The sequence below is a fragment of the Hyphomicrobium sp. genome (assembly GCF_019753045.1).
Taxonomy (GTDB): domain Bacteria; phylum Pseudomonadota; class Alphaproteobacteria; order Rhizobiales; family Hyphomicrobiaceae; genus Hyphomicrobium_B.
Map to the genome: position 1 here is coordinate 1 of NZ_JAIELN010000023.1, position 24,049 is coordinate 24,049.

General features: G+C 60.9%; 19 protein-coding genes and 1 tRNA gene. 8 read left to right on the plus strand and 12 right to left on the minus strand.

Annotation, left to right across the window (positions count from 1 at the left end; all coding sequences use genetic code 11):
• The coding region (locus K2Q04_RS22280) for a tyrosine-type recombinase/integrase (RefSeq protein WP_366935777.1) at window positions 1–402 on the plus strand (402 nt) is incomplete at its 5' end.
• Here K2Q04_RS22280 and K2Q04_RS20495 read toward each other — a convergent pair.
• Window positions 353–427 (minus strand) — tRNA-Val (locus K2Q04_RS20495). The genes K2Q04_RS22280 and K2Q04_RS20495 overlap by 50 nt on opposite strands.
• Before the next feature lie 87 nt (window positions 428–514).
• The gene (cpdR, locus tag K2Q04_RS20500; protein ID WP_045837081.1) at window positions 515–901 is read right to left on the minus strand and encodes a cell cycle two-component system response regulator CpdR; all 387 of its coding nucleotides are present in this window, start codon (window positions 899–901) and stop codon (window positions 515–517) included.
• Between the two features lie 284 nt (window positions 902–1,185).
• On the opposite strand from cpdR, the gene K2Q04_RS20505 reads away from it, so the two are divergent.
• Together K2Q04_RS20505 and hisN are read left to right on the plus strand one after the other, a co-directional pair.
• A complete protein-coding gene (locus K2Q04_RS20505) occupies window positions 1,186–2,085 on the plus strand; it encodes an N-formylglutamate amidohydrolase (RefSeq protein ID WP_291167043.1) in 900 nt (299 codons plus the stop codon).
• A 548-nt stretch (window positions 2,086–2,633) separates the two neighbouring features.
• On the plus strand, window positions 2,634–3,446 hold the full coding sequence (gene hisN / locus K2Q04_RS20510) for a histidinol-phosphatase (RefSeq protein ID WP_291167045.1): 813 nt from the start codon (window positions 2,634–2,636) through the stop codon (window positions 3,444–3,446).
• Here the strand turns inward: hisN and K2Q04_RS20515 are convergent.
• Entirely contained in the window at window positions 3,433–4,410 is a 978-nt protein-coding gene (locus K2Q04_RS20515; protein ID WP_291167047.1) for an alpha/beta hydrolase, read from the minus strand. The genes hisN and K2Q04_RS20515 overlap by 14 nt on opposite strands.
• A gap of 234 nt (window positions 4,411–4,644) precedes the next feature.
• Between K2Q04_RS20515 and K2Q04_RS20520 the strand changes: the two genes are divergently transcribed.
• From K2Q04_RS20520 to K2Q04_RS20530, 3 genes are all read left to right on the plus strand, one after another.
• Window positions 4,645–5,103, plus strand: coding sequence for an Hsp20 family protein (locus K2Q04_RS20520; protein WP_291167049.1), 459 nt, complete (start codon window positions 4,645–4,647; stop codon window positions 5,101–5,103).
• 570 nt (window positions 5,104–5,673) lie between these two features.
• The gene (gltB, locus tag K2Q04_RS20525; RefSeq protein WP_291167051.1) at window positions 5,674–10,404 is read left to right on the plus strand and encodes a glutamate synthase large subunit; all 4,731 of its coding nucleotides are present in this window, start codon (window positions 5,674–5,676) and stop codon (window positions 10,402–10,404) included.
• Between the two features lie 42 nt (window positions 10,405–10,446).
• Window positions 10,447–11,886, plus strand: coding sequence for a glutamate synthase subunit beta (locus K2Q04_RS20530; RefSeq protein ID WP_291167053.1), 1,440 nt, complete (start codon window positions 10,447–10,449; stop codon window positions 11,884–11,886).
• 83 nt (window positions 11,887–11,969) lie between these two features.
• Here K2Q04_RS20530 and K2Q04_RS20535 read toward each other — a convergent pair whose 3' ends face one another.
• From K2Q04_RS20535 to galE, 4 genes are all read right to left on the minus strand, one after another.
• The gene (locus tag K2Q04_RS20535) at window positions 11,970–12,500 is read right to left on the minus strand and encodes a dihydrofolate reductase family protein (protein WP_291167055.1); all 531 of its coding nucleotides are present in this window, start codon (window positions 12,498–12,500) and stop codon (window positions 11,970–11,972) included.
• 56 nt (window positions 12,501–12,556) lie between these two features.
• On the minus strand, window positions 12,557–13,891 hold the full coding sequence (locus K2Q04_RS20540; RefSeq protein ID WP_291167057.1) for an SGNH/GDSL hydrolase family protein: 1,335 nt from the start codon (window positions 13,889–13,891) through the stop codon (window positions 12,557–12,559).
• Window positions 13,892–14,014: 123 nt separating this feature from the next.
• Window positions 14,015–15,268, minus strand: coding sequence for a lytic murein transglycosylase (locus tag K2Q04_RS20545; protein WP_291167059.1), 1,254 nt, complete (start codon window positions 15,266–15,268; stop codon window positions 14,015–14,017).
• Between the two features lie 79 nt (window positions 15,269–15,347).
• A complete protein-coding gene (gene galE, locus K2Q04_RS20550; protein ID WP_291167061.1) occupies window positions 15,348–16,349 on the minus strand; it encodes a UDP-glucose 4-epimerase GalE in 1,002 nt (333 codons plus the stop codon).
• Between the two features lie 201 nt (window positions 16,350–16,550).
• Here galE and K2Q04_RS20555 point away from each other — a divergent pair, with 201 nt between their 5' ends.
• Window positions 16,551–17,447, plus strand: a complete 897-nt coding sequence (locus K2Q04_RS20555; RefSeq protein WP_291167063.1) for a UTP--glucose-1-phosphate uridylyltransferase — start codon at window positions 16,551–16,553, stop codon at window positions 17,445–17,447.
• A gap of 30 nt (window positions 17,448–17,477) precedes the next feature.
• Here the strand turns inward: K2Q04_RS20555 and K2Q04_RS20560 are convergent, their stop codons facing one another.
• Entirely contained in the window at window positions 17,478–19,097 is a 1,620-nt protein-coding gene (locus K2Q04_RS20560; RefSeq protein WP_291167064.1) for an outer membrane beta-barrel protein, read from the minus strand.
• 196 nt (window positions 19,098–19,293) lie between these two features.
• On the opposite strand from K2Q04_RS20560, the gene K2Q04_RS20565 reads away from it, so the two are divergent.
• Window positions 19,294–20,325, plus strand: a complete 1,032-nt coding sequence (locus K2Q04_RS20565) for a KpsF/GutQ family sugar-phosphate isomerase (protein WP_291167066.1) — start codon at window positions 19,294–19,296, stop codon at window positions 20,323–20,325.
• A gap of 17 nt (window positions 20,326–20,342) precedes the next feature.
• On the opposite strand, the gene hemH is transcribed toward K2Q04_RS20565, so the two are convergent.
• The 4 genes from hemH to K2Q04_RS20585 form a co-directional block, all read right to left on the minus strand.
• Window positions 20,343–21,404, minus strand: coding sequence for a ferrochelatase (hemH, locus tag K2Q04_RS20570; RefSeq protein ID WP_291167068.1), 1,062 nt, complete (start codon window positions 21,402–21,404; stop codon window positions 20,343–20,345).
• 39 nt (window positions 21,405–21,443) lie between these two features.
• Window positions 21,444–22,520, minus strand: coding sequence for a CHAD domain-containing protein (locus tag K2Q04_RS20575; RefSeq protein WP_291167070.1), 1,077 nt, complete (start codon window positions 22,518–22,520; stop codon window positions 21,444–21,446).
• 103 nt (window positions 22,521–22,623) lie between these two features.
• Complete coding sequence (locus tag K2Q04_RS20580) at window positions 22,624–23,241, minus strand: thiamine phosphate synthase (RefSeq protein WP_291167071.1); 618 nt, start codon at window positions 23,239–23,241, stop codon at window positions 22,624–22,626.
• A gap of 7 nt (window positions 23,242–23,248) precedes the next feature.
• Window positions 23,249–24,043: a thiazole synthase gene (locus tag K2Q04_RS20585; RefSeq protein WP_291167072.1), complete on the minus strand. Its 795-nt coding sequence runs from the start codon at window positions 24,041–24,043 to the stop codon at window positions 23,249–23,251.
• Window positions 24,044–24,049 lie beyond the last annotated feature (6 nt).

Genomic DNA, 24,049 nt, shown 5'->3' on the forward strand with positions numbered 1-24,049 from the left:
TTCGGTTACGCCGCCCGTTGGAGCGTCAATCAGGCGATCGAACGCGTCTGCCAAAGCGCGAAGCTGAAATACTATTCGTCCCATAAGCTCGGCCGACACGCATTTGCGGCCCGACTGCTCGAAAGCGGCGGAACTCTCAAAGAGGTTCAGGAGGCCGGCGGCTGGGCATCAATCCAGATCGTCGCGGATACATACGGCCATCTGGAGGAGCAGGCCGTCTATCAGGCAGTTCTTGGCAGAGCTGCGGCCGTCGCGCCCCTTCTCATTGGCACACTGCTGACACACACGAGCAATGGCCAGAACCGGAAGGGGAAGTCTCATCCGAAAAAACCAAGGAAATCCGAGGAGTTCCTGGTGGGCACTAGAGGGATCGAACCTCTGACCCCTACCATGTCAAGGTAGTGCTCTACCGCTGAGCTAAGTGCCCGGAAGAAGCGAGCTTCTAGAGTGTTAGCGATACCCCGGTCAAGCCCTGGATGACGGCAAATCGGCCGCAGGTGAAAATAAGCGCGCCTCAGACCGCCAGAAGACGGTCAACCTCGCGCACCAAATCCTTCAGATGGAAGGGCTTCGAGAGGACGCGGGCGTCCTTGGGCGGCTGGTTTTCGCTGTTGAGAACGACGGCCGCAAAACCCGTGATGAACATGATCTTGAGGTCAGGATCGATCTCGCTGGCCCGGCGGGCGAGTTCGATGCCGTCCATCTTCGGCATGACGATGTCGGTGAGCAGAAGCGTGAAAGGCTCAGTCTTGAGGCGGTCGTACGCGTCTTCGCCGTTCTCGAAGGCGACGACGTCGTAGTTCGCTTTTTCGAGCGCCTTGACGAGGAAACCGCGCATGGAGTCGTCATCCTCGGCAAGCAGGATGCGGCGGATCGGCAGGCTGGAGGGCTTGGCTGTCATGACTACTCTGATGTGCGGAAGGTCCCAGACGAGAAGTACCCGATATCTCATCTAACGCAAATTTGGCTCGACTTTGGTAAACGGAGCATGAAACTGTGGAAATGCCGAACACAGCGCGGCAGTACTGCATCACTCGGGCATAACGCCGGCAAATTTCGCTCCGCAAGTTATGTGCAATCGACGCGCACCTAAGTCTTCCATGGACTTACGCGCACTGCGTTGGCAATGTATTCCGCAACGAAACACCGAATTGCGGCCGGGATCTGAACGAGACACAACTGACTATGGCCGACGATAAATCTCACGACGTACCGAGAGCATTTTTCCCGTCATTCGACGTACTGGCGCCACGCGTTCAATCCGCACCCTTCGTGTTCTCTTCGCCCCACTCGGGCAGGCTCTATCCTCCTGAGTTCCTTGCGATCTCGCGCCTCGATCCGAAAACCCTGCGCCGCTCTGAAGACTGCTTCGTCGACCGGCTTTTCCGGCCAGTTGCGAGTTTGGGAGCGCCGATCATCAGCGCCCGCTTTCCGCGCGCCTATCTCGATCTGAACCGCGAGCCCTACGAGCTCGACCCGGAACTTGTCGGCGAGCCTTTGCCGGCCCACGCGAACACGCAGTCGATTCGCGTGGCGGGCGGATTGGGTACCGTCGCGCGCATTGTCGCTGACGGCGAAGAAATTTATTCGGACCGCTTGAGCCTCGACAGCGTGCTCGCTCGAATCGAGCAGCTCTATTTTCCCTTCCACGCCGAGTTGTCGAGACTAGTCGCGGCGACTCGCGAGACCTTCGGCTACGCCGTCCTGATCGACTGTCATTCCATGCCGTCGACAGCGATGGCCCCAGGGGGGGCGCAACGGCCCGATATCGTTGTAGGCGACAGGTTCGGCGCCGCGGCCGATCCGCGGCTGACGCTGCTGGTCAGAGACGAGTTTCAGCGCCGTGGCTTCAAGGTCCAGCTGAACCGGCCGTACGCCGGCGGCTACATAACCGAGCATCACGGGCGGCCGGCGCGCGGCACGCATGCGATACAGGTCGAAATCAACCGCGGCCTCTACATTAACGAACTGACGTTCCAGGAAACGGCTGGCTATGCGCGTCTTGCTGAAGCGCTGAAAGAGATCGTCACGGCCCTGTTTCGCGAAGTGCCGACACTGCTCGACTATCGCGCCGCAGCCGAGTAGCGCGCGCCTTTACCAAATCTATAAAGAAAAAGGGCCGTCCGAATTTTTCACGAACGGCCCAAGTCTAGGGAGGAAACGCCCAAGGAGGGCTGCGAAGCGCGAGCCGAGCTCACATATCGCACTGCAAAAATTAAAGGTGCAGCGCATTATCGGCAATTGCGATTTGCGCAGAGCTGAGGAGCTTGAAACGCGGACCTCGCCGCAAGGCCCATTTTTCGGGCATGCCGGTTGCAACTGGCGCGGGAGGGGCCATTCCCCATAAAGAAAGGCCGTCCGAAGCCGAACGGCCCAAGTCTAGGGAGGAAACGCCCAAATTGGGCAGCGATTGCGATGAAGCGTGTCAACGCAATCACCTCGTAACGATGGGCTGCTTCGACCCTCGCCGCAATCTCTACGAGTATTATCCTAGCACATTGGGATAGGCGTGTATCAGGCCCGCCACAACTTACGTTACTAATGTGTATCTAGCTCAAGATTGCAGTATCTCGAAGTAACGTCTGATAGTAATTGGGGCATCTAGCAAACACTTGAAATCTCAGGATGAGCGCGTGCCGGGAACCTCCCCCGCGGCGGAACTTCAGGCCATTGTCCGCGTGGCCCATGAGCTGGCCGATATTTCAGGCCCAGTTATCCTCAAGCATTTTCGCAAGACGATGCCTGTGGAAAACAAAGCCATAGGCGGCGCCTTTGACCCGGTAACCAAGGCCGACCGCGGTGCTGAAAAAGCAATATCGCAGGCTCTGGCAGCAAGATTCCCTGATCACGGCATCGTCGGCGAAGAATTCGGAACGAAATCCGGATCGAGCCCCTACCAATGGATCATCGACCCGATTGACGGAACGCGATCGTTCATTATCGGGTCGCCGATGTGGGGCACGTTGATCGGCGTTCTCAAGGACGGTGTGCCGGTCTTCGGCCTTATGGATCAGCCCTTCACTGGCGAACGCTTCTGGTCCACCGATAAGGCTGCCTATCATAGCGTCCGAGGTGGACGGCCCACGCGGCTTAAGACGCGCGAGTGCACCCGCATCGAAGATGCCGTCTTGACCACGACGCATCCCGAAATGTTCGCCCAGCCCGAACAGCTAGCGACTCTCGATACCCTCAGGACAAAGGTCCGGCTGACCCGCTACGGCGGTGATTGCTACGGCTACTGCCTGCTCGCCTCGGGTCTCGTCGATATCATTATCGAACCGGGGCTGAAGCCCTACGATATCGTGGCGCTCATCCCCGTCATCGAACGTGCCGGCGGTGTCATCACGACCTGGACCGGCGGCAGCCCCGCGAACGGCGGAGACATCATCGCGACCGGAGACGCCCGGCTCCACGAAGATGTCTTGGCGCTTCTCAATAAGATCTAGACCCTTCCGACAACGACGTTTCGATACCCATGTAAGCATCGAATGCCGCCCAGAACCGCTGCCGTATGGCGTCAGTCTCTTGCAGAATTTCATGTCGCGAGCCCGGCATGAGGATGTGGCCGCCGGATTTGAGATCCACGGCGAAATCCTCGATCGCTTGCGATGAAACGACATGATCTGCACCGGCCGCGAACACCATCATCGGCACAGAGACGTATTTCGGATAGTCCGGCCGCGAAAGCATCGCACAGCTGCGAAGGGCGGCCCTGAGCCAGCCGACCGTCGGCGCGCCCAGCGCCAGATCAGGAGCAGCTTCGATGATCGATTTGACTCGCGACCAGCGCACGTGGTCGGCCGTCAGCCTGTTGCCCTCGAATTCGCCGAGGTCGTTCGGCTCATCCCCGCCGCCGCGGACGTAGGTGGTCGCAAACCCGCAGAGCGACAGCATCGAAGAATAGGCTTTCGCAACGGGCCGGCTGGCGCCGAGCATCTGCTCGTGAATCTCGATCATCGGCGACAGCAGAATCATTCGCGCGAAAGGGCTCGCTTCGTCCTGCGCCCCGCGCAAGAGGATGTTACCGCCGAGCGAATGACCAAGCCCGATCAGGGGCTCCGGCAGCGCGGGCCTAACGATCTCGTCGACGAAGATTGCAAGATCGCGGTCGTATTCGGTGAAGGCAACAACGTGCCCCTTGCGCCGGTTCGAGAGCATTCGCTCCGATCCGCCCTGCCCGCGCAAATCGAAGGTGGCGACGGCGAACCCGCGCCGGCGCAAGTCCGCGATAACCTCAAAATATTTTTCGATGAACTCGCCGCGCCCCTGCACGATGCAAACCGTGCCCCGCGATGGTCCCCGCGTCGCCTCCCAGAGAGCGCACCGGAGTTTCAATCCGTCGTATCCGTCGAAGGCCGTAACTTTCGCGCCGCTTGGAACTGGGTTGATTGAGAGTGAAACGAGTTCCATCTGCCTCTCTTTTTGGACTGCATCCGGCAGTCGGCAAGACCGGCTCCGGTGATTCCGAATAACGCCGTAGCACACGATATGGGCGGAAACTCTCGCGAAACTCTCGCACAACCCTCTTGAAGCCCTTTTTCCGCTTCCTACCTCTCTGCTGTGGTTGCCGCAAAGCGGGGCCACACAAAGAAAAGGGCCGGTCCAGAAGGCCGGCTCACATGTCGCTTCTTAAGAGGATATGTCATGAGACACGCAGAATTCGCTCCCTTTTATCGCTCTGCAATCGGCTTTGATCGGCTCTTCCAGCTATTGGATCAGTCCGCAGGTTACGACAGCGAATCCACGTATCCGCCATATAATATCGAACGGACCGGAGAGAACGCGTACCGGATCACTTTGGCGGTCGCGGGCTTCGCGCAGAACGAGTTGAATATCGAGGTTAAGGAGCAGACGCTTTCGGTCGCCGGTGAGAAGGCCCCAGACTCCGCCGAGAAGACGTATCTGCATCGCGGCATCGCAGCCCGAGCGTTCGAGCGCCGCTTCCAGCTCGCCGACCACGTCGATGTGACTGGCGCGAAGTTCGAGAACGGCCTCCTCCACATCGACCTGGTTCGCAACGTCCCCGAAAGCAAGAAGCCCCGGACGATCGCGATCGGCACGTCGGACGGCGTCCAGCAGCTTGAGGCCAAGGCGGCCGCCTGAAGCCTCACTGGGCCTGACACCCGGCGGACGACCCCTCGTTAATTAACGCCACGCCTGAAACGGCAGCTGCGTCCCAACGCAGCTGCCGTTGCTTTTGTCCACCGCGGCTCCGCGCGAAGAAATTTTGTTGCTGCGTGACGTCTCGAACCTTGCCAAAACCAATTGCGACGCACAGTGCTTCTTACCGCTTGTGCCGCAGTGCCAAATCTGTAGAATTTGTTAGATAGGTCAATATTGCTGTCCTTTGTGCGCCGTTGGGCAAGCACGAAGAGCGGTACGGACGTTACACGATCGGCCGAGGCATTGCCTTTCGGCACGACGTGGCGTGGGAGACATTAGGTGTTTGAAAGCACGATGTGCGGTTTCCAGAGCCGCGAATTCGGCCGCGGGCTTCATGCCATACGCCGCAGCGCGTTGGCCCGAAGTGACCGAAAGCGCCGGCGCTACGCGTGACCGGTTTTCTTCCGGCGGCGTAGCGCCGCACCTAATATTGAATGAGCCGCGCCTCCAATAGGCGTCCTACCACACCAAAGTTCCGAAATTTGGGCCACAGGCCATACGAGGCAACAGATGAGCGAAGGCTACCAGTATCCGCTGGATGATGAAATCGGCGATGAGACCCGCCCGGCGCCGCAAGGGCTTTTCGACCCAGCCCTTGAACGCGACGCATGCGGCGTCGGTTTCATTGCAAACCTCAAGGGACAGAAGTCCCACGCCATCGTCGAAGGCGCACTCAAAATTCTCGAGAACCTCGAGCACCGCGGCGCAGTTGGCGCCGATCCACTCTCCGGCGACGGCGCCGGCATTCTACTTCAGATTCCCCACGACTTCTTCGCCGCCGAGACGAAGGCCGCTGGCTTTGAGCTACCGGCGCCAGGTCACTATGCGGTCGGCCAGATTTTCATGCCGCGCGATGACCGGCTGCGCGCCCACTGCGAGCGCGTCTGGTCGCGCTGCCTCAAGGAAGAAGGTCTCGATCTGATCGGCTGGCGCACGGTGCCCGTCGACAACAGCTGTCTTTCGGTGATGGTGCGCGACGTCGAACCGGTGCAGCGGCAGGTATTCATCCGCCGTCCCGCGTGGATGACCGATCAGGAAGAATTCGAACGCCACCTCTATATCGTTCGCAAGGTCGTCTCGAACGCAATTCACGACGCCTATAAGGGCCGCGACATCGGCCACTACACGGTGTCCCTGTCGACGCGCACCGTCGTCTACAAGGGCATGTTCCTGTCCTACCAGGTGAAGGCCTATTACAAGGACCTCTCCGATGCGCGCCTGGTGTCGGCGCTTGCCCTTGTTCACCAGCGCTTCTCGACCAACACCTTCCCGTCCTGGAAGCTCGCCCATCCCTACCGGATGGTTGCCCATAACGGCGAAATCAACACGCTGCGCGGCAACGTCAACTGGATGGCCGCGCGTCAGGCATCCGTATCGTCGCCGCTTTTCGGCGATCGCATTTCGAAACTCTGGCCGATCTCCTATGAAGGCCAGTCCGACACGGCTTGCTTCGACAACGCCCTCGAGTTCCTCGTCATGGGCGGCTACAGCCTTTCGCACGCCGCGATGATGCTCATCCCGGAAGCCTGGGCCGGCAATCCGACGATGGATACGAAGCGCCGCGCGTTCTACGAGTATCATGCCTGCTTGATGGAGCCCTGGGACGGCCCCGCCGCGATGGCGTTCACCGACGGCCGCCAGATCGGCGCGACGCTCGATCGCAACGGTTTGCGCCCCGCACGCTATCTCGTCACCAAGGACGACACCGTCATCATGTCGTCGGAGTCTGGCGTGCTGCCGGTCGCCGAAGAAAACATCGTCAAGAAGTGGCGACTGCAGCCCGGCAAGATGCTGCTGATCGACCTCGAGAAGGGTTGCATCATCTCCGATGAGGAGCTGAAGGCCGAAATCGCGGCAAGCCATCCCTATGAAACATGGCTGAAGCGCACGCAAATCAAGGTCTCCGACCTGCCGCTGCCGTCAAAGGGCATCATCGCGCCGAAGTCGAACGTTTCGCTGCTCGATCTGCAGCAGTCGTTCGGCTACACGCAGGAATCGATCAAGTTCCTGCTGACCCCGATGGCCGAAAAGGGCGAAGAAGCCACCGGCTCGATGGGAACCGACACCCCGATCTCGGCGCTCTCGTCGAAGTCGAAGCTGCTGCACACCTACTTCAAGCAGAACTTCGCGCAGGTGACGAACCCGCCGATCGACTCGATCCGCGAAGAGCTGGTGATGAGCCTCGTCTCGTTCATCGGTCCGCGTCCGAACCTCCTCGATCTTCAGGGCACCTCGAACCAGAAGCGTCTCGAGGTCGCTCAACCGATCCTGACGAACGAAGACCTCGAGCGTATTCGTGGCATCGGCGCCGTGAAGGACAACGATTTCGATTCGATCACGATCGACATCACCTACCCGGCTGAAAAGGGCGAAGGCGGCATGGGCCCCGCGCTCGACGGTATCTGCGCCGAAGCGGAAGAGTACGTTCGCGCCAAGGAATACAATATCATCATCCTGTCCGATCGGCGCGCCGGTCCGGACCGCGTGGCGCTGCCGTCGTTGCTCGCAACCTCGGCCGTGCACCATCACCTGATCAAGCAAGGTTTGCGGACCTCCGTCGGTCTCGTCGTCGAAACGGGCGAAGCCCACGAGATCAACCAATTCTGCACGCTTGCAGGCTACGGCGCCGAAGCGATCAATCCCTATCTCGCCTTCGAGACGCTTTACACCATGCTGCCGGATCTTCCCGAGGGAACGACCCCCGAGATGGTCAAGAAGCGCTTCATCAAGGCCATCGGCAAAGCCATGCTGAAGGTCATGGCGAAGATGGGCATCTCGACCTATCAGTCCTATTGCGGCGCTCAGATCTTCGACGCCGTCGGCCTGCGTTCGAGCTTCGTCGATCGCTACTTCACCGGCACGCATACGCAGGTGGAAGGCGTCGGCCTCCGCGAGATCGCGCGCGAAACGGTCGAGCGCCACAAGACGGCATTCGGTGACGTACCCGTTCTCGCCAACGCACTGGAAGTCGGTGGTGAATACGCTTACCGCGTCCGCGGCGAAGCACACATGTGGCGACCGGGAACGGTGGCTGATCTTCAGCATGCCGTTCGCGCGACCGACAACAAGGAAGCGATGAGCGGTAGCGTCCCGCAGAAGTTCCGCGAGTATTCGAAGTCGATCAACGACCAGTCGGAACAGCTGATGACGCTGCGCGGCATGTTCCGCCTGCGCTCTGCCGAATCCTTGGGCCGCAAATCCATTCCCATCGAGCAGGTGGAACCGGCAGCCAATATCGTGAAGCGGTTCTCGACCGGCGCGATGAGCTATGGCTCGATCAGCCGCGAAGCTCACACCACGCTCGCGATCGCCATGAATCGCATCGGCGGCCGCTCGAACACAGGCGAAGGCGGCGAGGAATCCGATCGCTTCAAGCCGATGGCGAACGGCGACTCGATGCGCTCCGCGATCAAGCAGGTTGCTTCCGGCCGCTTCGGCGTGACGACGGAATACCTCGTCAACTCCGACGTGATGCAGATCAAGATGGCCCAGGGCGCCAAGCCCGGCGAAGGCGGCCAGCTACCCGGACATAAGGTCGACGCGACGATCGCCAAGGTTCGTCACTCGACCCCCGGCGTGACGCTCGTCTCGCCGCCGCCGCACCACGATATCTATTCGATCGAGGATCTCGCGCAGCTCATCTACGACCTTAAGAACGTCAACCCGACGGCTGACGTCTCGGTGAAGCTCGTCTCCGAGGTCGGCGTCGGCACCGTCGCGGCAGGCGTCGCCAAGGCGCGCGCCGATCATGTGACGATTTCCGGCTTCGAAGGCGGCACCGGCGCATCTCCGCTGACGTCGATCAAGCACGCCGGCTCCCCGTGGGAAATCGGCCTTGCGGAAACGCATCAGACCCTGGTCGCCAACCGTCTGCGCGGACGTATCGCCGTTCAGGTCGACGGCGGCATCAGAACCGGCCGTGACGTCGTGATCGGTGCCCTTCTCGGCGCCGACGAGTTCGGCTTCGCGACCGCACCGTTGATCGCGGCCGGCTGCATCATGATGCGCAAGTGTCACTTGAACACCTGCCCCGTCGGCGTCGCCACGCAAGACCCGGTCTTGCGCGCGAAGTTCTCCGGCAAGCCCGAGCACGTCATCAATTTCTTCTTCTTCGTCGCCGAAGAAGTCCGCGAGATCATGGCGCAGCTGGGCTTCCGCAACTTCAGCGAGATGATCGGTCAGAGCGACCAGCTCGATAAGGACCGCGCCATCGAGCACTGGAAGGCGCGCGGGCTCGACTTCACGAAGCTCTTCCACAAGCCGCATGCTCCGAAGGGCGTCGCGGTGTTCAACAGCGAACGCCAGGACCACGGTCTCGATAAGGTTTTGGACGTCAAGCTGATCGACATCGCGAAGCCGGCGCTTGAATTGAAGAGGCCGGTGAAAGCCGAACTCGAAATCAAGAACGTCAACCGCTCGACGGGCGCCATGCTCTCGGGCGAAGTCGCAAAGCGCTTCGGCCACGCCGGTCTGCCGGAAGACACCATCTGGCTGTCCTTCAAGGGCACGGCCGGACAGGCGTTCGGCGCGTGGGTCGCGCATGGCGTCACGCTCGACCTCGTCGGCGAAGGCAACGACTACGTCGGCAAGGGATTGTCGGGCGGCAAGTTGATCGTCCGCCCCGATCCGAAATCCGGAATCGTACCGGAAGACAGCATCATCGTCGGCAACACCGTGCTTTACGGCGCGATCACCGGCGAATGCTATTTCCGCGGTGTCGCCGGCGAGCGCTTTGCGGTCCGCAACTCGGGCGCCTACGCTGTCGTCGAAGGAACTGGCGACCACGGCTGCGAATACATGACCGGCGGCGTTGTCGTCGTTCTTGGAGAGACCGGACGCAACTTCGCGGCCGGCATGTCGGGCGGCATCGCCTATGTGCTCGACGAGAAGGGTGGTTTCGAAAACCGTCTCAACAAGGAGATGGTGCAGCTCGAAGCGCTGACGGCCGATTCCGGCTCGCTGCAGAAGCTTGCCCAGCAAGGCGGCGATGTCGCGATCGCGGTCCGTAATGTGATGGTCGATATGCGCGAGCAGGACGTCGAGCGCCTGCACACGCTCATCTCGCGCCATGCCCATTACACCAACTCGCGCCGGGCCCAGGAAATCCTGAAGGATTTCCCCGCCTACCTGCCGAAGTTCAAAAAGGTGATGCCGATCGAATATCGTCGCGCACTGACTGAGCTGGCGAAGGCCCGCGAAACCAATCGCGAAGCTGAGCTTGAGGCCGCAACCAAGCAATAGCTATCGCTCTGCCAATCGCGAATTAGAAAGACGAAAGAAGAAATGGGCAAGCCGACTGGTTTTCTGGAAATCGACCGCGCCGACCGCAAGTACAAGCCGGTCGAAGAGCGTTTGAAGCACTATAAGGAATTCGTCGTTCCGCTAGCCGAGCCTGAGGTCAAGAAACAGGCTTCGCGCTGCATGGATTGCGGCATTCCCTATTGCCACACGGGCTGTCCGGTGAACAACCAGATCCCCGATTGGAACGACCTCGTCTATCACGGCGATTGGAAGGACGCGGCCGACAACCTCCATTCGACAAATAACTTTCCCGAGGTAACCGGTCGTATCTGCCCGGCGCCGTGCGAAGCGGCCTGCACGCTGAACATCGACGACAAGCCCGTGACAATCAAAACGATCGAGTACTCGATCGCGGATCGTGCGTGGGAAGAGGGCTGGATCCGTCCGCTGCCGCCCGAAAAGAAGACCGGCAAGAAAGTCGCCATCATCGGCTCAGGCCCCGCAGGCCTCGCGGCTGCCCAGCAGCTCGCTCGCGCCGGTCACGACGTTCACGTCTACGAGAAGAACGCCCGCCCGGGCGGGCTGCTCGTTTACGGCATTCCCGACTTCAAAATGGAAAAGGCGATCATCGCCCGCCGCGTCAAGCAGATGGAAGCGGAAGGCGTGACGTTCCATTGCGGAATTCACGTCGGCCAGGATCTCTCGGCAAAGTATCTCGAATCGAAGCACGACGCGGTGTTGATCGCCATCGGCTCCGAGCAGCCGTTCGACTTCTTCGCCAAGTCGCCGGGACGCGATCTCGACGGCCTTCACTACGCAATGGACTTCCTGCCTCAGCAGAACCGGCGCAATGCCGGCGAGGCGCAGAAGCCCAAGACCCATGAGATCTCTGCGAAGGACAAGCACGTCATCGTCATCGGTGGCGGCGACACCGGCTCCGACTGCATCGGCACTTCGTTCCGCCAAGGCGCGAAGAGCGTGACGCAGCTCGAGATCATGCCGATGCCGCCTGAGAAAGAGAACAAGGCCCTCTCCTGGCCGCATTGGCCGCTGAAGCTGCGCGTTTCCTCATCTCAGGCCGAAGGCGCGAAAACCGAGTACTCGATTTCGACCACCGGCTTCTCAGGCGAAGGCGGCAAGGTTAAGAAGCTCCACTACACGCGCGTGAACGCCAACCTGCAGCCGATCAAGGGCACCGAAGGCGCGCTCGATGCCGACCTCGTGCTCTTCGCGATGGGCTTCTCGGGCCCGATCGAAAGCGACATCGTCAAGGAGTTCCAACTCCCCGTCGTGCCGCGCGGGCGCTTCAAGGGCCTGGACGCGACGGACAAGGATTACAAACTCGCGACCTCGCCGAAGCTCTTCTGCGCCGGCGATATCCGGCGCGGACAGTCGCTCGTCGTGTGGGCGATCCGCGAAGGCCGTCAGGCAGCCCACACCATCGACAAGTTCCTGATGGGCTCGACCGTTCTGCCGCGCTGAACGGCGGGGTTACGCGACACGCGGCGCAGTTGCGCCGAGACCGATAAGGCAGCCGGCAATTCGTGCCGGCCCCAGCCGCTTGATCAAGCAGGAACGTAGGTCAACCTGATCACGTCCTCGCCAATTCGATCGCTGGCCACAAGGCGGAGCGGCGGCCGTGGGCCGGCGAAGAACGGCTTGCCGCGACCGAGCACAAAGGGGTGGAGGTACAGCCGATACTCATCAATAAGACCAAGATCGCTCAGGCTTCGAGCCAAGTCTGGTCCGCCAACTTGAACCTCCCCAACAAGCTGAGCCTTGAGCTCGCGTATAGCCGCCTCGACGTCATTGTCGACAAGCTTGGCGTTAGGGCCGACCGACTTCAACGAGCGCGACACGACCCACTTCTGTTGACGCCGCCACGCAGCCGCGAAGTCGCGCCGCGCCGCATCCCACTCGGGGTGATCCTCGTCCCAATAACGCATGACTTCGTACAAGCGGCGACCGTACACGCTACCCACCTGGTCGCGCGCCTGCTCGATGTAATGATGGAAAAGCGTTGGGCTTGGCGCATACGCCGTGTGATCGACGTAGCCGTCTAAGGACTGGTTCATTCCAAATACGAGCTTCGCCATACTGCGCTACCGCGGGATCATGCTGGCTGTGAACCGGTGAATGCGTTGCCCTTCGCTCAGCCCCGGGGCGCGGCTTCTGAAGGCTTCGCCTGGCTCGTCGTATCGGGCTTCGGCGGCCACTTCACGTCGTCCGCGCGACCAGCTTTCGGCTGCAGCCGCTCGCCCTTCACCAGCAGCCGGAAATACGGCGCCTGCGTCGGCGACAGACGTCCGCGATCCTTGTTGCCTGCTGGCGAGATCGAACTCATCAACGTCAACCCGCCCGCGATCTGATCGACGAGAAGATCGCCTCTTTGGCCCGATCCTTCGCGCCGCGCCATCAGCGTGACGACCGACGCCGGGATCGCGGGTCTGACGATTTCGACCGTCTGAGATTCCTCGCGGCCGTTGTTGCCGATCATCTTGAGCGTGATCTTGCCGTTATCCGCCTTCTGATCGCCGGTGCCGTCACCCGATGCCGACGGCAGCGATCCATCGAGCGAAGCCCCGCGCACAACCGGCGCATGCGAAACGGCCTCCGGTTTCTGCGCCACGGGCGACGACGGCGCGGGCGTCTTCACCGCGTTGTCCGGATTGATCTTCGCCTGCTCTGCTTCCGCGCCGAGCAATGGAATGTTGCGATTGGCCTTGGCCTGAATGAGATCAGGCCGCAATTCCTTCTCGACGAAATGGGCGAGCTTGCGATTGCCGGCATCCGTGAAGCTGACGCCGTCCCTGAGCCGCAAGAGCCGGATCGCGCCTTCGAGATCCGGACCATAAGACGAGTAGGCACCGTTCTCGTCGGTGAAGCCCTGGTAGGCATCAATGTATTTATAGCCGTTCAGATACGCGCGCTCGCGGATGACATCATTCATGCGCTGCGCGAGTTCGTTCGCATCCGAACGCGCCAAATTCGGCAGACCCACCCAGTAGACGGCCGCATTCTTGGCTTTGAAGGCCCGCATCAGGCGATCGACGCGCCGCGTATATTCGGCGAGCCAGGCATCGCCGCCTACCGGCAATCGTTTGCCGTCGGGGCCACGGAACGACATGCGATCGTCTTCGCCGACCATGACGATGGCGATGTTGAGCGGTTGCGCCGCGATCGCCTTTTCGAGCGTCGCGACTTTCGCGTCGAAGTCCCCAAGACCTATGCCCGAAAACGGCGTCACCTGACGCTGAATATTCAGCCGGATGTCCGGACCGAAAGCGGCGACGAGCCCCGCGAGCAGACCTTCCGCAAACCCGTCGCCAAAAACGCTCACCTGATAGACGTCGTTATCCGGGAATGACGTAAGGAACGTCCCGCCCTGATCCTCGTCTCCAGCGCGCACAGGCGAACCAGGCACGACCAGAAGCGCCACGAGAAACGCGGCGAGCATGGGGGTCAGATACCTGGAGAAGGCGCTCATCCGGTCGTGTGCCTTTTGCAACCCGCAAGACTGCCGAGGGCTTGATTCCGGGGCCCACCATACAGCGCCGGCCCCAGGTCTCCAACCACGTCTCCAACCGCCGCAACCGGCAACAGAAACGTCTTAGCGCGTCGCCTGCGAATTCGCGTGCGCCAACACCCCATCGGAGGGCCAGCAATCGATTCTCAGCCCGTTGGCCTTTTGATAGAGACCTATCTGCTTGCGCGTGTTGGAGCCGATTTTTCCGTCGGTCTTGTCCATCGGATAGCCGAGCACTTTGAGCTTGGCCTGCAGGTTATGAACCGTCTGCGTCTTCGGCTGCGCGAACGACTGCCATGGCGCCGCGAAATCCCCCTCGCCCCGTATGCGGTCGCCGAGATTTCCGACGAACAGCGCGTAAAGATCGGACGTGTTGTAGAGCCGGATGACGCGAAAGTTCTGGGCCGCCAAAAACGCCGGGCCGTAGGCTCCGGCCGGCATCATGAGATAGGCGTCGTCCGCAAGCTGGGCCTTGCTGAACGGCGCGCCTTTCGCCTTCTTAAAGCCCATCGCCACCCAATCGCCAATCGGGCGGGCGTCGGGCGGTCCCTCGAGCGAACAATCGGCTTTCGGCGGCGCGATGACCTCATAGCCCCACCGTGCGCCACGAACCCAGCCCTTACCCTCGAGCTGTCGCGCGGTGAACGCGAGCGCATCGGCGACAGACCGCCAGATGTCGACCTTGCCGTCGCCATCGCCGTCGATAGCGTATTTGAGATATTCGGTCGGCATGGCCTGCGTGAGACCCAGCGCGCCAGCCCACGACGATTTCATGTCCGAGCGCGGCACGCCCTGTTGCAGCATCACGAGTGCCGCGATGAGCTCCTCCCGAAACTTATCCTTGCGCTTTCCGGTGTAAGCGAGCGTCGCAAGCATGCGGATCGCATCGTTCGGGGGATGATATGAGCCGTAAGCCGTTTCGCGACCCCAGATGGCGACCAGCGTATAGCGGTCGACGCCAGTCATCTTCTCGATGCGCTCGAGGTCGGCCTTGTGCTCATCCAGAAACTTGCGGCCCTGAACGGCAAGCTTTTCGAGGTAAGGTTTCGACAGGTAATCGGCCGCCGTCTTCGTGAATTCCGCCTGACCGCTGTTGTCGACTTTGGGGCGTCCGGGAATATCGAGATCGGGGATCGTAATGTCGGGTTCAACGCCGGCGAAGGCGGCATCGAACGTCTGGCGGCTAACGCCGGCGCTCTTCGCATCGGGCCACAAGGTCTCGATGAAGGCGCGGAATTCGTCGGTTGGCTTCGCGTGAACAGCAGTCGCCGCAAAGGTCATCGCAATCGCCAGGAAGGCGGCTGACAAAATCTCGAAATAGCGTCGTCTGAACAGCATTGAATCGCTGCCTTCCTTAGCAAAGCGGACCGCAGTGCGGATGACAGCGCGTGACCGATTTTCAGGGCATTTTTGGGGCTCACCCCTCGTGAGCCCCAGCCTTTAAGGCGTCGACACGCCGTTCCCAGTTAAGCGCCTGCGCGACGATCTGTTCCAAATTGTCATGTTGAGGCTGCCAGCCGAGCTTCTCGCGGATTTTGGCAGATGCGGCGACGATGGCCGCAGGGTCGCCCGGCCGCCGCGGCGACAGCAGAACCTTGAAATCGACGCCGGATACCTGTTTCACCGCGGCGATGACCTCGATGACGGAATACCCCTTCGAATAGCCGCAGTTGAAGATATCCGAAGCACCGCCCCGGCGCAGATGCTCAAGAGCGACCGAGTGCGCGTTGGCGAGGTCGCTGACGTGAATGTAGTCGCGCACGCAGGTGCCGTCGGGGGTCGGATAATCGGTCCCGAAGACTTCCATCTGGGGCCGTTTGCCGAGAGCCGTTTCGCACGCTACCTTGATCAGGTGCGTCGCGCGCGGCGTCGACTGGCCGGATCGGCCTTCCGGATCCGCCCCCGCGACATTGAAATAGCGAAGTGCGACAAAACGGAAGTCATGCGCCCGCGAGGCGTCCGACAGCATGATCTCGGTCATCAGTTTCGAGGAGCCGTAAGGCGACATCGGTGCGGGGGGAGCGCTTTCCGAAACCGGATTGTCCTCGGGATTGCCGTAGACGGCGGCTGTCGAGGAAAAGATGAAATTCCTGACGCCCGTCTGGACGGCCGCCGCTATCAGGCCCCGTGATTTGACCGTATTGTTCAAATAATAGCCGAGCGGGTCGGCGACGGAATCCGGCACGACGATCGATCCGGCAAAATGGATGATCGCGTTCACCCCATGAGCACGGATCGTTTGTTCGACGAGAGCGTTATCGGCAATGTCCCCCACCACCAGCGTCGCCCGGCGATCGACCGCCCACCGAAACCCAGTAGACAGATTATCGATGACGACGACGTCCTCGCCTCGATCCACCAACTCCAGCACCATGTGGCTGCCGATGTAGCCGGCACCGCCCGTAACGAGAACGCTCATGGTTGCATTGGACTCCCGAGTTAGATACCGACACTCCCGGCCGATTTTCCGTCAAAAAGGCCGTTCAGACCTAAAGGAGACGGCGCCCCGGCGCAAACGACCCTCCCGCGTTCCCCGCGAGAAACTTCTCAAACTCGGGGATTAGACATAAATCGTTACCAAATGGGCTTAAGACCGCTTCTGCTGTCCTCGGAGCATATGATGAGCGTTGTGAAAAGACCTATCCGTAAAGCCGTTTTCCCGGTCGCCGGTCTCGGAACCCGATTTCTTCCCGCGACGAAGGCAGTGCCGAAAGAAATGCTGACCGTGGTCGACCGGCCCGTCTTGCAGCACGTCGTCGACGAGGCGCGCGCCGCCGGCATCGAGCATTTCATTTTCGTCACGGGACGGAACAAGGGAGTCATCGAAGACCACTTCGACAAACAGTTCGAATTGGAATCGACGCTCGCCTCTCGCGGCAAGACCAAAGAGATCGAGGCCCTTGCGCGCGATCTTCCGCAGGCCGGCCAAACGAGCTTTACCCGCCAGCAGTCTCCGCTCGGCCTCGGCCACGCCGTATGGTGTGCGCGGGAACTCGTCGGTGACGAGCCGTTTGCATTGCTGCTGCCGGACATGCTCCACCATGGCCGCTCGTCATGCCTCGCCGATATGATCGAAGCCTACGCGAAGACCGGCGGCAACCTCATCGCCGTCGCCCCCGTGCCCGACGATCAGACGCATCAATACGGCATCGTTGGCGTGACCGATGCAAAAGCGAAGGTCTCCCCGATCACCGGAATGGTCGAGAAACCGAAGCAAGGCACCGCGCCGTCAAACCTGCACATCACCGGTCGCTACGTCCTGCAGCCTGAGATTTTCGGGCTTCTCGAGAAGCAGGAGCGGGGCGCCGGCGGCGAAATCCAGCTCACCGACTCGATGATCAGCCTGATGCAGGGCGCCGATCAGCCATTCCACGCAGTCCGCTTCGACGGCGAAATTTATGACTGCGGCTCGAAGCTCGGATTTCTGACGGCCAACGTCGCGCTGGCCCTCGAGCGCGCGGATCTCGCCGACGACTTCAGGCGTGATTTGAACCGTCTGCTCGCGACCACAAAATAAAACCTGCGGCCGCCTAACGGCGGCGCAGTCCTACTGGCGCAACCGGACACCGAAGTGGACTTCGTCTCCGATGTAGTCATTCGGTGCGCCAACGCCGTTGAAATCGACGTGCGCGTATCTTCCGAAGAGCACGGTGTTGCGGTTGGCATAATATTCGATGCCCGCCGTTGGGCGCCATTCAGTATTATTGATGACGCCGTCTTGCGAATTCTGGTTGGAGTAGATCAACCCGGCCGTGGCAACGAGATAGCTCTTAAGCTCGTGACGAATTTCGACTCCGATCATGTGATAGAATGCGCCGCCGACGTCGGCGGTTGTCGTCTCGGAAACATCCGTACTGGCGTTGAGCAGAACCGACGTCAGCGCCGTCACCCGCCACGTCGCATTGGCATCGAACGTCAACCCATCGACCGCGTGCAGACGTGAATTTTCGGGCGTCTGAATGCCGTAGCCGAGACTTACGTCGCCGCGAAGAATTTCGCCCGTATTTCCGAACGAAATACCGAACCGGTAACGCTGGCCATTCGAAGTACGATTGATCAAATCGCTCTGCGCCGCTTCGGCATAGTCGCGATGATTATAGGCGAACTCGAAGTAGGGCGAGAACGACGGCTTGAACTCCCACGACGTCCGGAACGTCTCTTCGTAAATCGTGTAATCGCGATCGCTGTTTGACGTCACCACGCCGGCGTCTTCGACGCTGCCGTAAGTGTAGTCCTGCACACTGCCGCGCAGCTGGTAGGACAGGCGATTGAAGCGCTGGTTGTAGGCGAGTTCCGCGCGATTCGTGTCGATGACCGATCGCGTCCCGACCGAACTTGCATCGAGCGCCGAGCGGTTCTCGAGATATTGCTGCCGTGAAATGAGCGCTTGAATGTTCGCGCGCTTCGTTATGTCGAGGCGGCCGCGCGCCTCGAGCGTATAGTCGCGATCGTCTTCGGTCGGAAAGTCGTTGTAAAAGCTCAACGCACCGACGGCTCTGAACTCCAGAGCATGCGTTCCCCAGTTCGAAACGAGCCTCGCCCCCGGCTTCACATCCATCGCCCAATCGGACGGCGAGCCCGGCGCGTGAAAGACATTCGAGTAATAAGAAGCGCCGAACTCGACCTCGGGAAAGAGCACGAAACTGCCGATCTTGATACCGACCGGATCATAAGGCTCCTGACGGAAGAGACGCCTCGGCGTTCGGTTATCGACATATGGATTGAGATCTTCGATCTGGAAGAGCAACGGGTCGTAACCGACAGGCGGATTTTCGACGAGCGCGATGTCGCCGCCGTCCCGCGCGTCGCGGGCCGCCGGATCCGTCGCCTCTAACGGCTCCGCCGTATCGACGCCCCCATCGACGGCACCGGACGTATCGGCTGCAAGACCAGCGTCGCCGTCAGCCGGCATACTTGGTTCGACAAGGTCTTGTTCGGTCGCCTTGGAATTTGGATCGTCGCCGGACGCCGCGGCATCGTCGTCGTCTTGGGAATCGGATTGGAGCGAGACCGGCCGGGTCGGCCCGGACGCATAACTTTCGCTGATCGTCGTCTCGCCGCCTTGTGCGGCATTAGGTGCCTGAGCGCGGACAGAGGACGTCAGCACGCCCGAAAGCGTTACAGCAACAATTCCACTTATCAACCAGGCTATAAGCCGGTCGACCATTTCAGCGTCCCCATGCGCAACTTCCACTCGAAACGCTACTAACGATCGATGGACCGTAGGAAACGGTTGGTTAATGTCCCTTTAAAATGCTCGCGGGGGTTGCTTCGCGCGCCGCCAGACGCGAAAGTGTTAACGCGGTTCGGCCGAGTCCTTTTGAGGATGTCGAACAATCGCGCAACGGGGGAACATCGAGCGGATGCAGAAGGTCATTCCATTCCAGCTGCCCGAAGGCGAGCGCCGGGAAGCTGAAAGCGAAGCCGACGAGACGACGCCGATCTCTTCAGCGCTTCGAACGCTCAATCTCGGGGCTGAAGGCTTGGCCCAGCTCGCCAACGAAATCGCTGGCCCGATGGCGCCTGCGTTCGATGAAGCTGTTCGCCGCCTCAAGGCCGTCACCGGCAGGGTCATCGTAACCGGCATCGGCAAGAGCGGCCACGTCGCCCAGAAAATCGCCGCGACGTTCGCCTCCACGGGAACGCCCGCCTTCTTCGTTCATCCCAGCGAAGCTTCACACGGCGACCTCGGCATGATCACGCGATCGGATATCATCCTCGCGCTGTCGTGGTCCGGCGAAACCGTCGAACTCAAGTCCATCATCACCTATTCTCGCCGGTTCGCGGTTCCGCTGATCGCGATCACCTCCCAGGCGAATTCCGCGCTCGGTGAGCAGGCCGACGTTCTGTTGCTTCTGCCACGCGTGAAGGAAGCATGCCCGCACGGCCTCGCGCCGACGACCTCGACCACCATTCAACTCGCGATCGGAGACAGCCTCGCCATCGCGTTGCTGGACGCGCGCGGGTTCACCGCCCACGACTTCAAGATCTTCCATCCGGGCGGCTCTCTCGGTGCCAACCTGAAGTACGTCGCCGACGTCATGCATCCGTCCGATCAATTGCCGTTGATCGGAAGCGGCGCGCTGATGTCGGAAGCGCTCGTCGCCATGACTGAGAAGAGCTTCGGCTGCGTCGGCGTGACGGATGCCAAGGGCAAGCTGCTTGGCGTGATCACCGACGGCGACTTGCGGCGCCACATGGGCGGCAAATTGCTCGAAGCCAAAGTCGATGACGTGATGACTGCGAAGCCGAAGACCATTGCGCCGACCCTGCTCGCGTCGGCCGCCTTGGAGCTCATCAACTCATCGCGCATCACCGCGCTGTTCGTCGTCGAAAAGCAGAAGCCCATCGGCATCGTGCACGTTCACGATCTGCTGCGATTGGGCGTCGCCTAGGCAAGCTACGCGGCCGGTCAAAGCCAGCCTTGCAGCTCCCGGCGCACCACCGCCTCGATCACATCGACGCCCTCGGCACTGTCGTTGAGCGCTTTGAGATAGGCGAATTTCTCGCCGCCGTTCGACTCGAAGATGTGGCGATTTTCAACGTCGAGTTCTTCGAGCGTCTCGAGGCAGTCGGCCGAAAAGCCCGGCGCGACCAGAGCCAATTTTTTGACGCCCGACTTGGCCAGCGCTTCGACGGTTTTATCCGTATAGGGCTGGAGCCAGGGATCGTTGCCGAAACGCGACTGGAACGTGGTCAGCCAGCGTGCTTCCGGAATTCCCAATTTCTCCCGTAAGAGCCGCGAGGTTTTCTGGCACTGGCAATGGTAGGGATCGCCCGCCTTGAAATATTTCTCGGGCATGCCGTGGAAGGTCGCGATGATCTTCTCCGGCTCGAAATCGAGTTCGGCCAAATCCTTGCGCATCGAACGCGCGAGCGCATCGATGTAAACCGGATCGTCGTGATAGCTCGGCGCCGAACGAACAGCCGGCTGCCAGCGCATTTTCATCAGCACGCGGAACGCTTGATCGCACGCGGTCGCCGTCGTCGCCGCCGCATATTGCGGATAGAGCGGCACCAGAAGAATGCGGTCGCACCCCTGCTCCTTGAGTGCCAGGATGCGGCTCTCGGTCGACGGGTTGGCGTAGCGCATCGCCCAGTCGACGACGATGCGCTGCTCACCCCCGAGGCGCGCCGCCAATTGCTCCGCCTGACTGCGCGTAATCGTTTTAAGAGGGCCTTCGTCGCGCTCGTTATTCCAAATGGTCGCGTAGTCGCGTCCCTTTCGGCTCGGACGGGTTGTCAGAATGATGAGATTGAGGATCGGCCACCACTTCCACTTCGGCTCCTCGATGACGCGCTCATCAGACAGGAACTCGCGCAGATAGCGGCGCATCGGCCAATATGTGGTGCCGTCGGGCGTTCCGAGGTTGAGAAGCAGAATGCCGACCCGGCCGAGCGCGACCGGAGCATGCCCGGCTGGCGGCTTCACGGCCTCGGAATCAAAGCGATCTTGTTTAGGAACTTCGTTCATCCGTTCTCCGAAATCAGAAATCAGCGCGACCCTAACGGATCAGGCGCGCCGTTGCGATGGGGCAGAGGGGACGGATTTCGTAGCGAGCCTCGGCTTGGACTGCACGCGGGCTTTATCAGGTTCGCCGCCCCTTTCATCGCTCCGCTCATCCGCCCGGCCATTGGCCCCAGGCCGTGTGGCATCCGCCGCTTGCGGAGCCGGCTGCACTAAAGATGGTGCGTCGACCAGCGGATCCAATGCCCGCCCATGTTCCCAATATGCCGCCGCGCGCTTGATGAAGGCCCGCGTCTTTTCGGAGAATAGGCGCTTCACGCGAAATTCGACCTTTGCGCGCAGAACCTGCTGCTGCCGCCGGCATATGGAAATAGCGGCTTCCTTCTGCTCGTCCGCCATATCGGGCGTGGCCGAAACGGCACCGGCCAGAACCGCAAGATCATGGTCATCGCCGAGCCACTGCGATAGCTCCCGCGAGGCGTTCACCCGAACCGCGAATTCATCCGGCCACGCACGCGCCAGCAACGCCATCTGACGCCAATGCCACTGCACGGCCTTGCGCAATTCGTGAAAATTTTCATCCGTCGGCTCGTCGTAAGCGTGGGCGACCGCCTTTCGCGCCTTCCGGTAACTTGTCTCGAGACCGCCCGCGAGTGCCGCGAAGCCGTGATGCTTGAAATCGAGACGCTCGATCTTCCTCGCTTCCACGCCGAGCAACCCGCGCGCGCGATCGGCCGTCTCGGCGTCAAGATGCTCCGGCTGATTTCCCGCCCGCGCTGTCAGCGCTGCCGTCAACGGCGCAAATGCGGCCCCCGCCTCGGGAAATTCGTCGGCAAGTTTTTCGATGGTTTCGAACATGACGGTCTGGTCGCGCCGGGCCGACAGAAGTCTCCCGATTTTGCCGAGCGCCTTCGTACGCCGTCGCGCCTTCTTGGTGCCGATGGACTCCGCCGCAAGGCGTATGAGCGCACGCAGCCGCTTGATGGATTTCCGGCACTCGTGCACGCTCTTGGGATCGGTGGTCGGACCCGACAGTTCCGCAATCGAGCTATCGAATTGCTCGCGCGCAACGCGTCGAAAACCCTTTTCGACGGGCTCGTTGATTTTGAATCGATACGGCATAACTCGGGAACGGCTTCGAAAAGAGGAGCTGGCTTGTCGTAGATCCGAACCACATAAAACTGTCACAAACAACGCCACGATAGTTAACACATCGCTGACGTCCTTATCGAGCCTCCAACTGTCGCAACCATTGAGCCACGCGTTCATTGGGGTCTGAGGCTGTTATGAAATCGGTTATGACGGCCAAGGTATCGGCCCCGGCTTCCAGTACTCCCGGTGCCCGCTCCGGCGTCAAACCGCCGATGGCAACCAACGGCAGCTGACGAATTTTGCCGCGCCATTCCTTAACCTTCTCAAGGCCTTGAGGCGCCCAGGGCATGGCTTTGAGCTTGGTCTCGTAAATCGGCCCCAGCGCCACATAGTCAGGTTGCGCAGCGAGCGCGATTTCGAGTTCGGCCTCGTCGTGTGTCGATACACCGAACTTGATGCCGGCGAGCTTTATCGCCTCGAAATCGGCCGTTCGCAGATCCTCCTGGCCGAGATGAATATAATCGACGCCGGTATCGAGCGCGGCTTCCCAATAGTCGTTGAGGACGAGCTGACAGTTGTTCTCGCGGCAGAAGTCAAACGCCCGCTTCGCCTGCGCCGCGATCTCGGCCGGTGAACTGTCCTTGATCCTGAGTTGCACGAGCTTCACGCCGAGCGGCACGATACGTTCGAGCCAACCGATGTCGGGCACGATCGGATAAAAACGCGCGAGCTTGGTTTGCGTTGAATTCAAAGCACGTTCAATCGAGATCGAAAAACGGAGTCCCGGCGACCGGCGTCGACGGTACCGCCATATCGCGAGGCGGGATCAGCCCGGCTTCAAAACCCAAACGCCCCGACTGGATCGCCGACGCGAATGCCGCCGCCATCTTCACCGGATCAGCGGCTTTCGCAACCGCCGTGTTGAGCAATACGGCGTCGTAGCCAAGCTCCATGGCGAGCGCCGCGTGCGATGGCGCGCCGATGCCCGCATCGATGATCAGCGTCACATCGGGGAAGTAAGCACGCAAGCTTGTCAGCGCCTGAACGTTGGCGAGACCGCGACCGCTGCCGATCGGTGCGCCCCACGGCATGATCACTTCGCAGCCGGCGCGCTGCAGCCGTTCAGCAACCGAAAGATCTTCTGTCGTATAAGGCAGCACCTTGAACCCATCGCGACTGAGCGTGCCCGCCGCTTCGACGAGCCCGAAGACATCCGGCTGCAAAGTATCGTCATTGCCGATGACCTCGAGCTTGACCCAGTCCGTTCCGAAAAGCTCGCGCGCCATCTGGGCGGTGGCAATGGCTTCGCCCGGCGTCCGGCATCCGGCCGTGTTGGGAAGAACGCGAACGCCCAAATCTTTGATGATGTCGAGGAACCGCTCGCCGGCCTTTCCGCCGGCAGCCTCGCGGCGCAGCGAAACGGTGACGATCTCCGCGCCGGACGCCTTGACCGCGCTTGTCAGGATGGCCGGAGACGGATAGCCCGCCGTCCCGAGCAGAAGCCGCGAAGCAATCGGGTTCCCGTAAACGGAGAACGCCCGCCCCGCATGCAACGACTG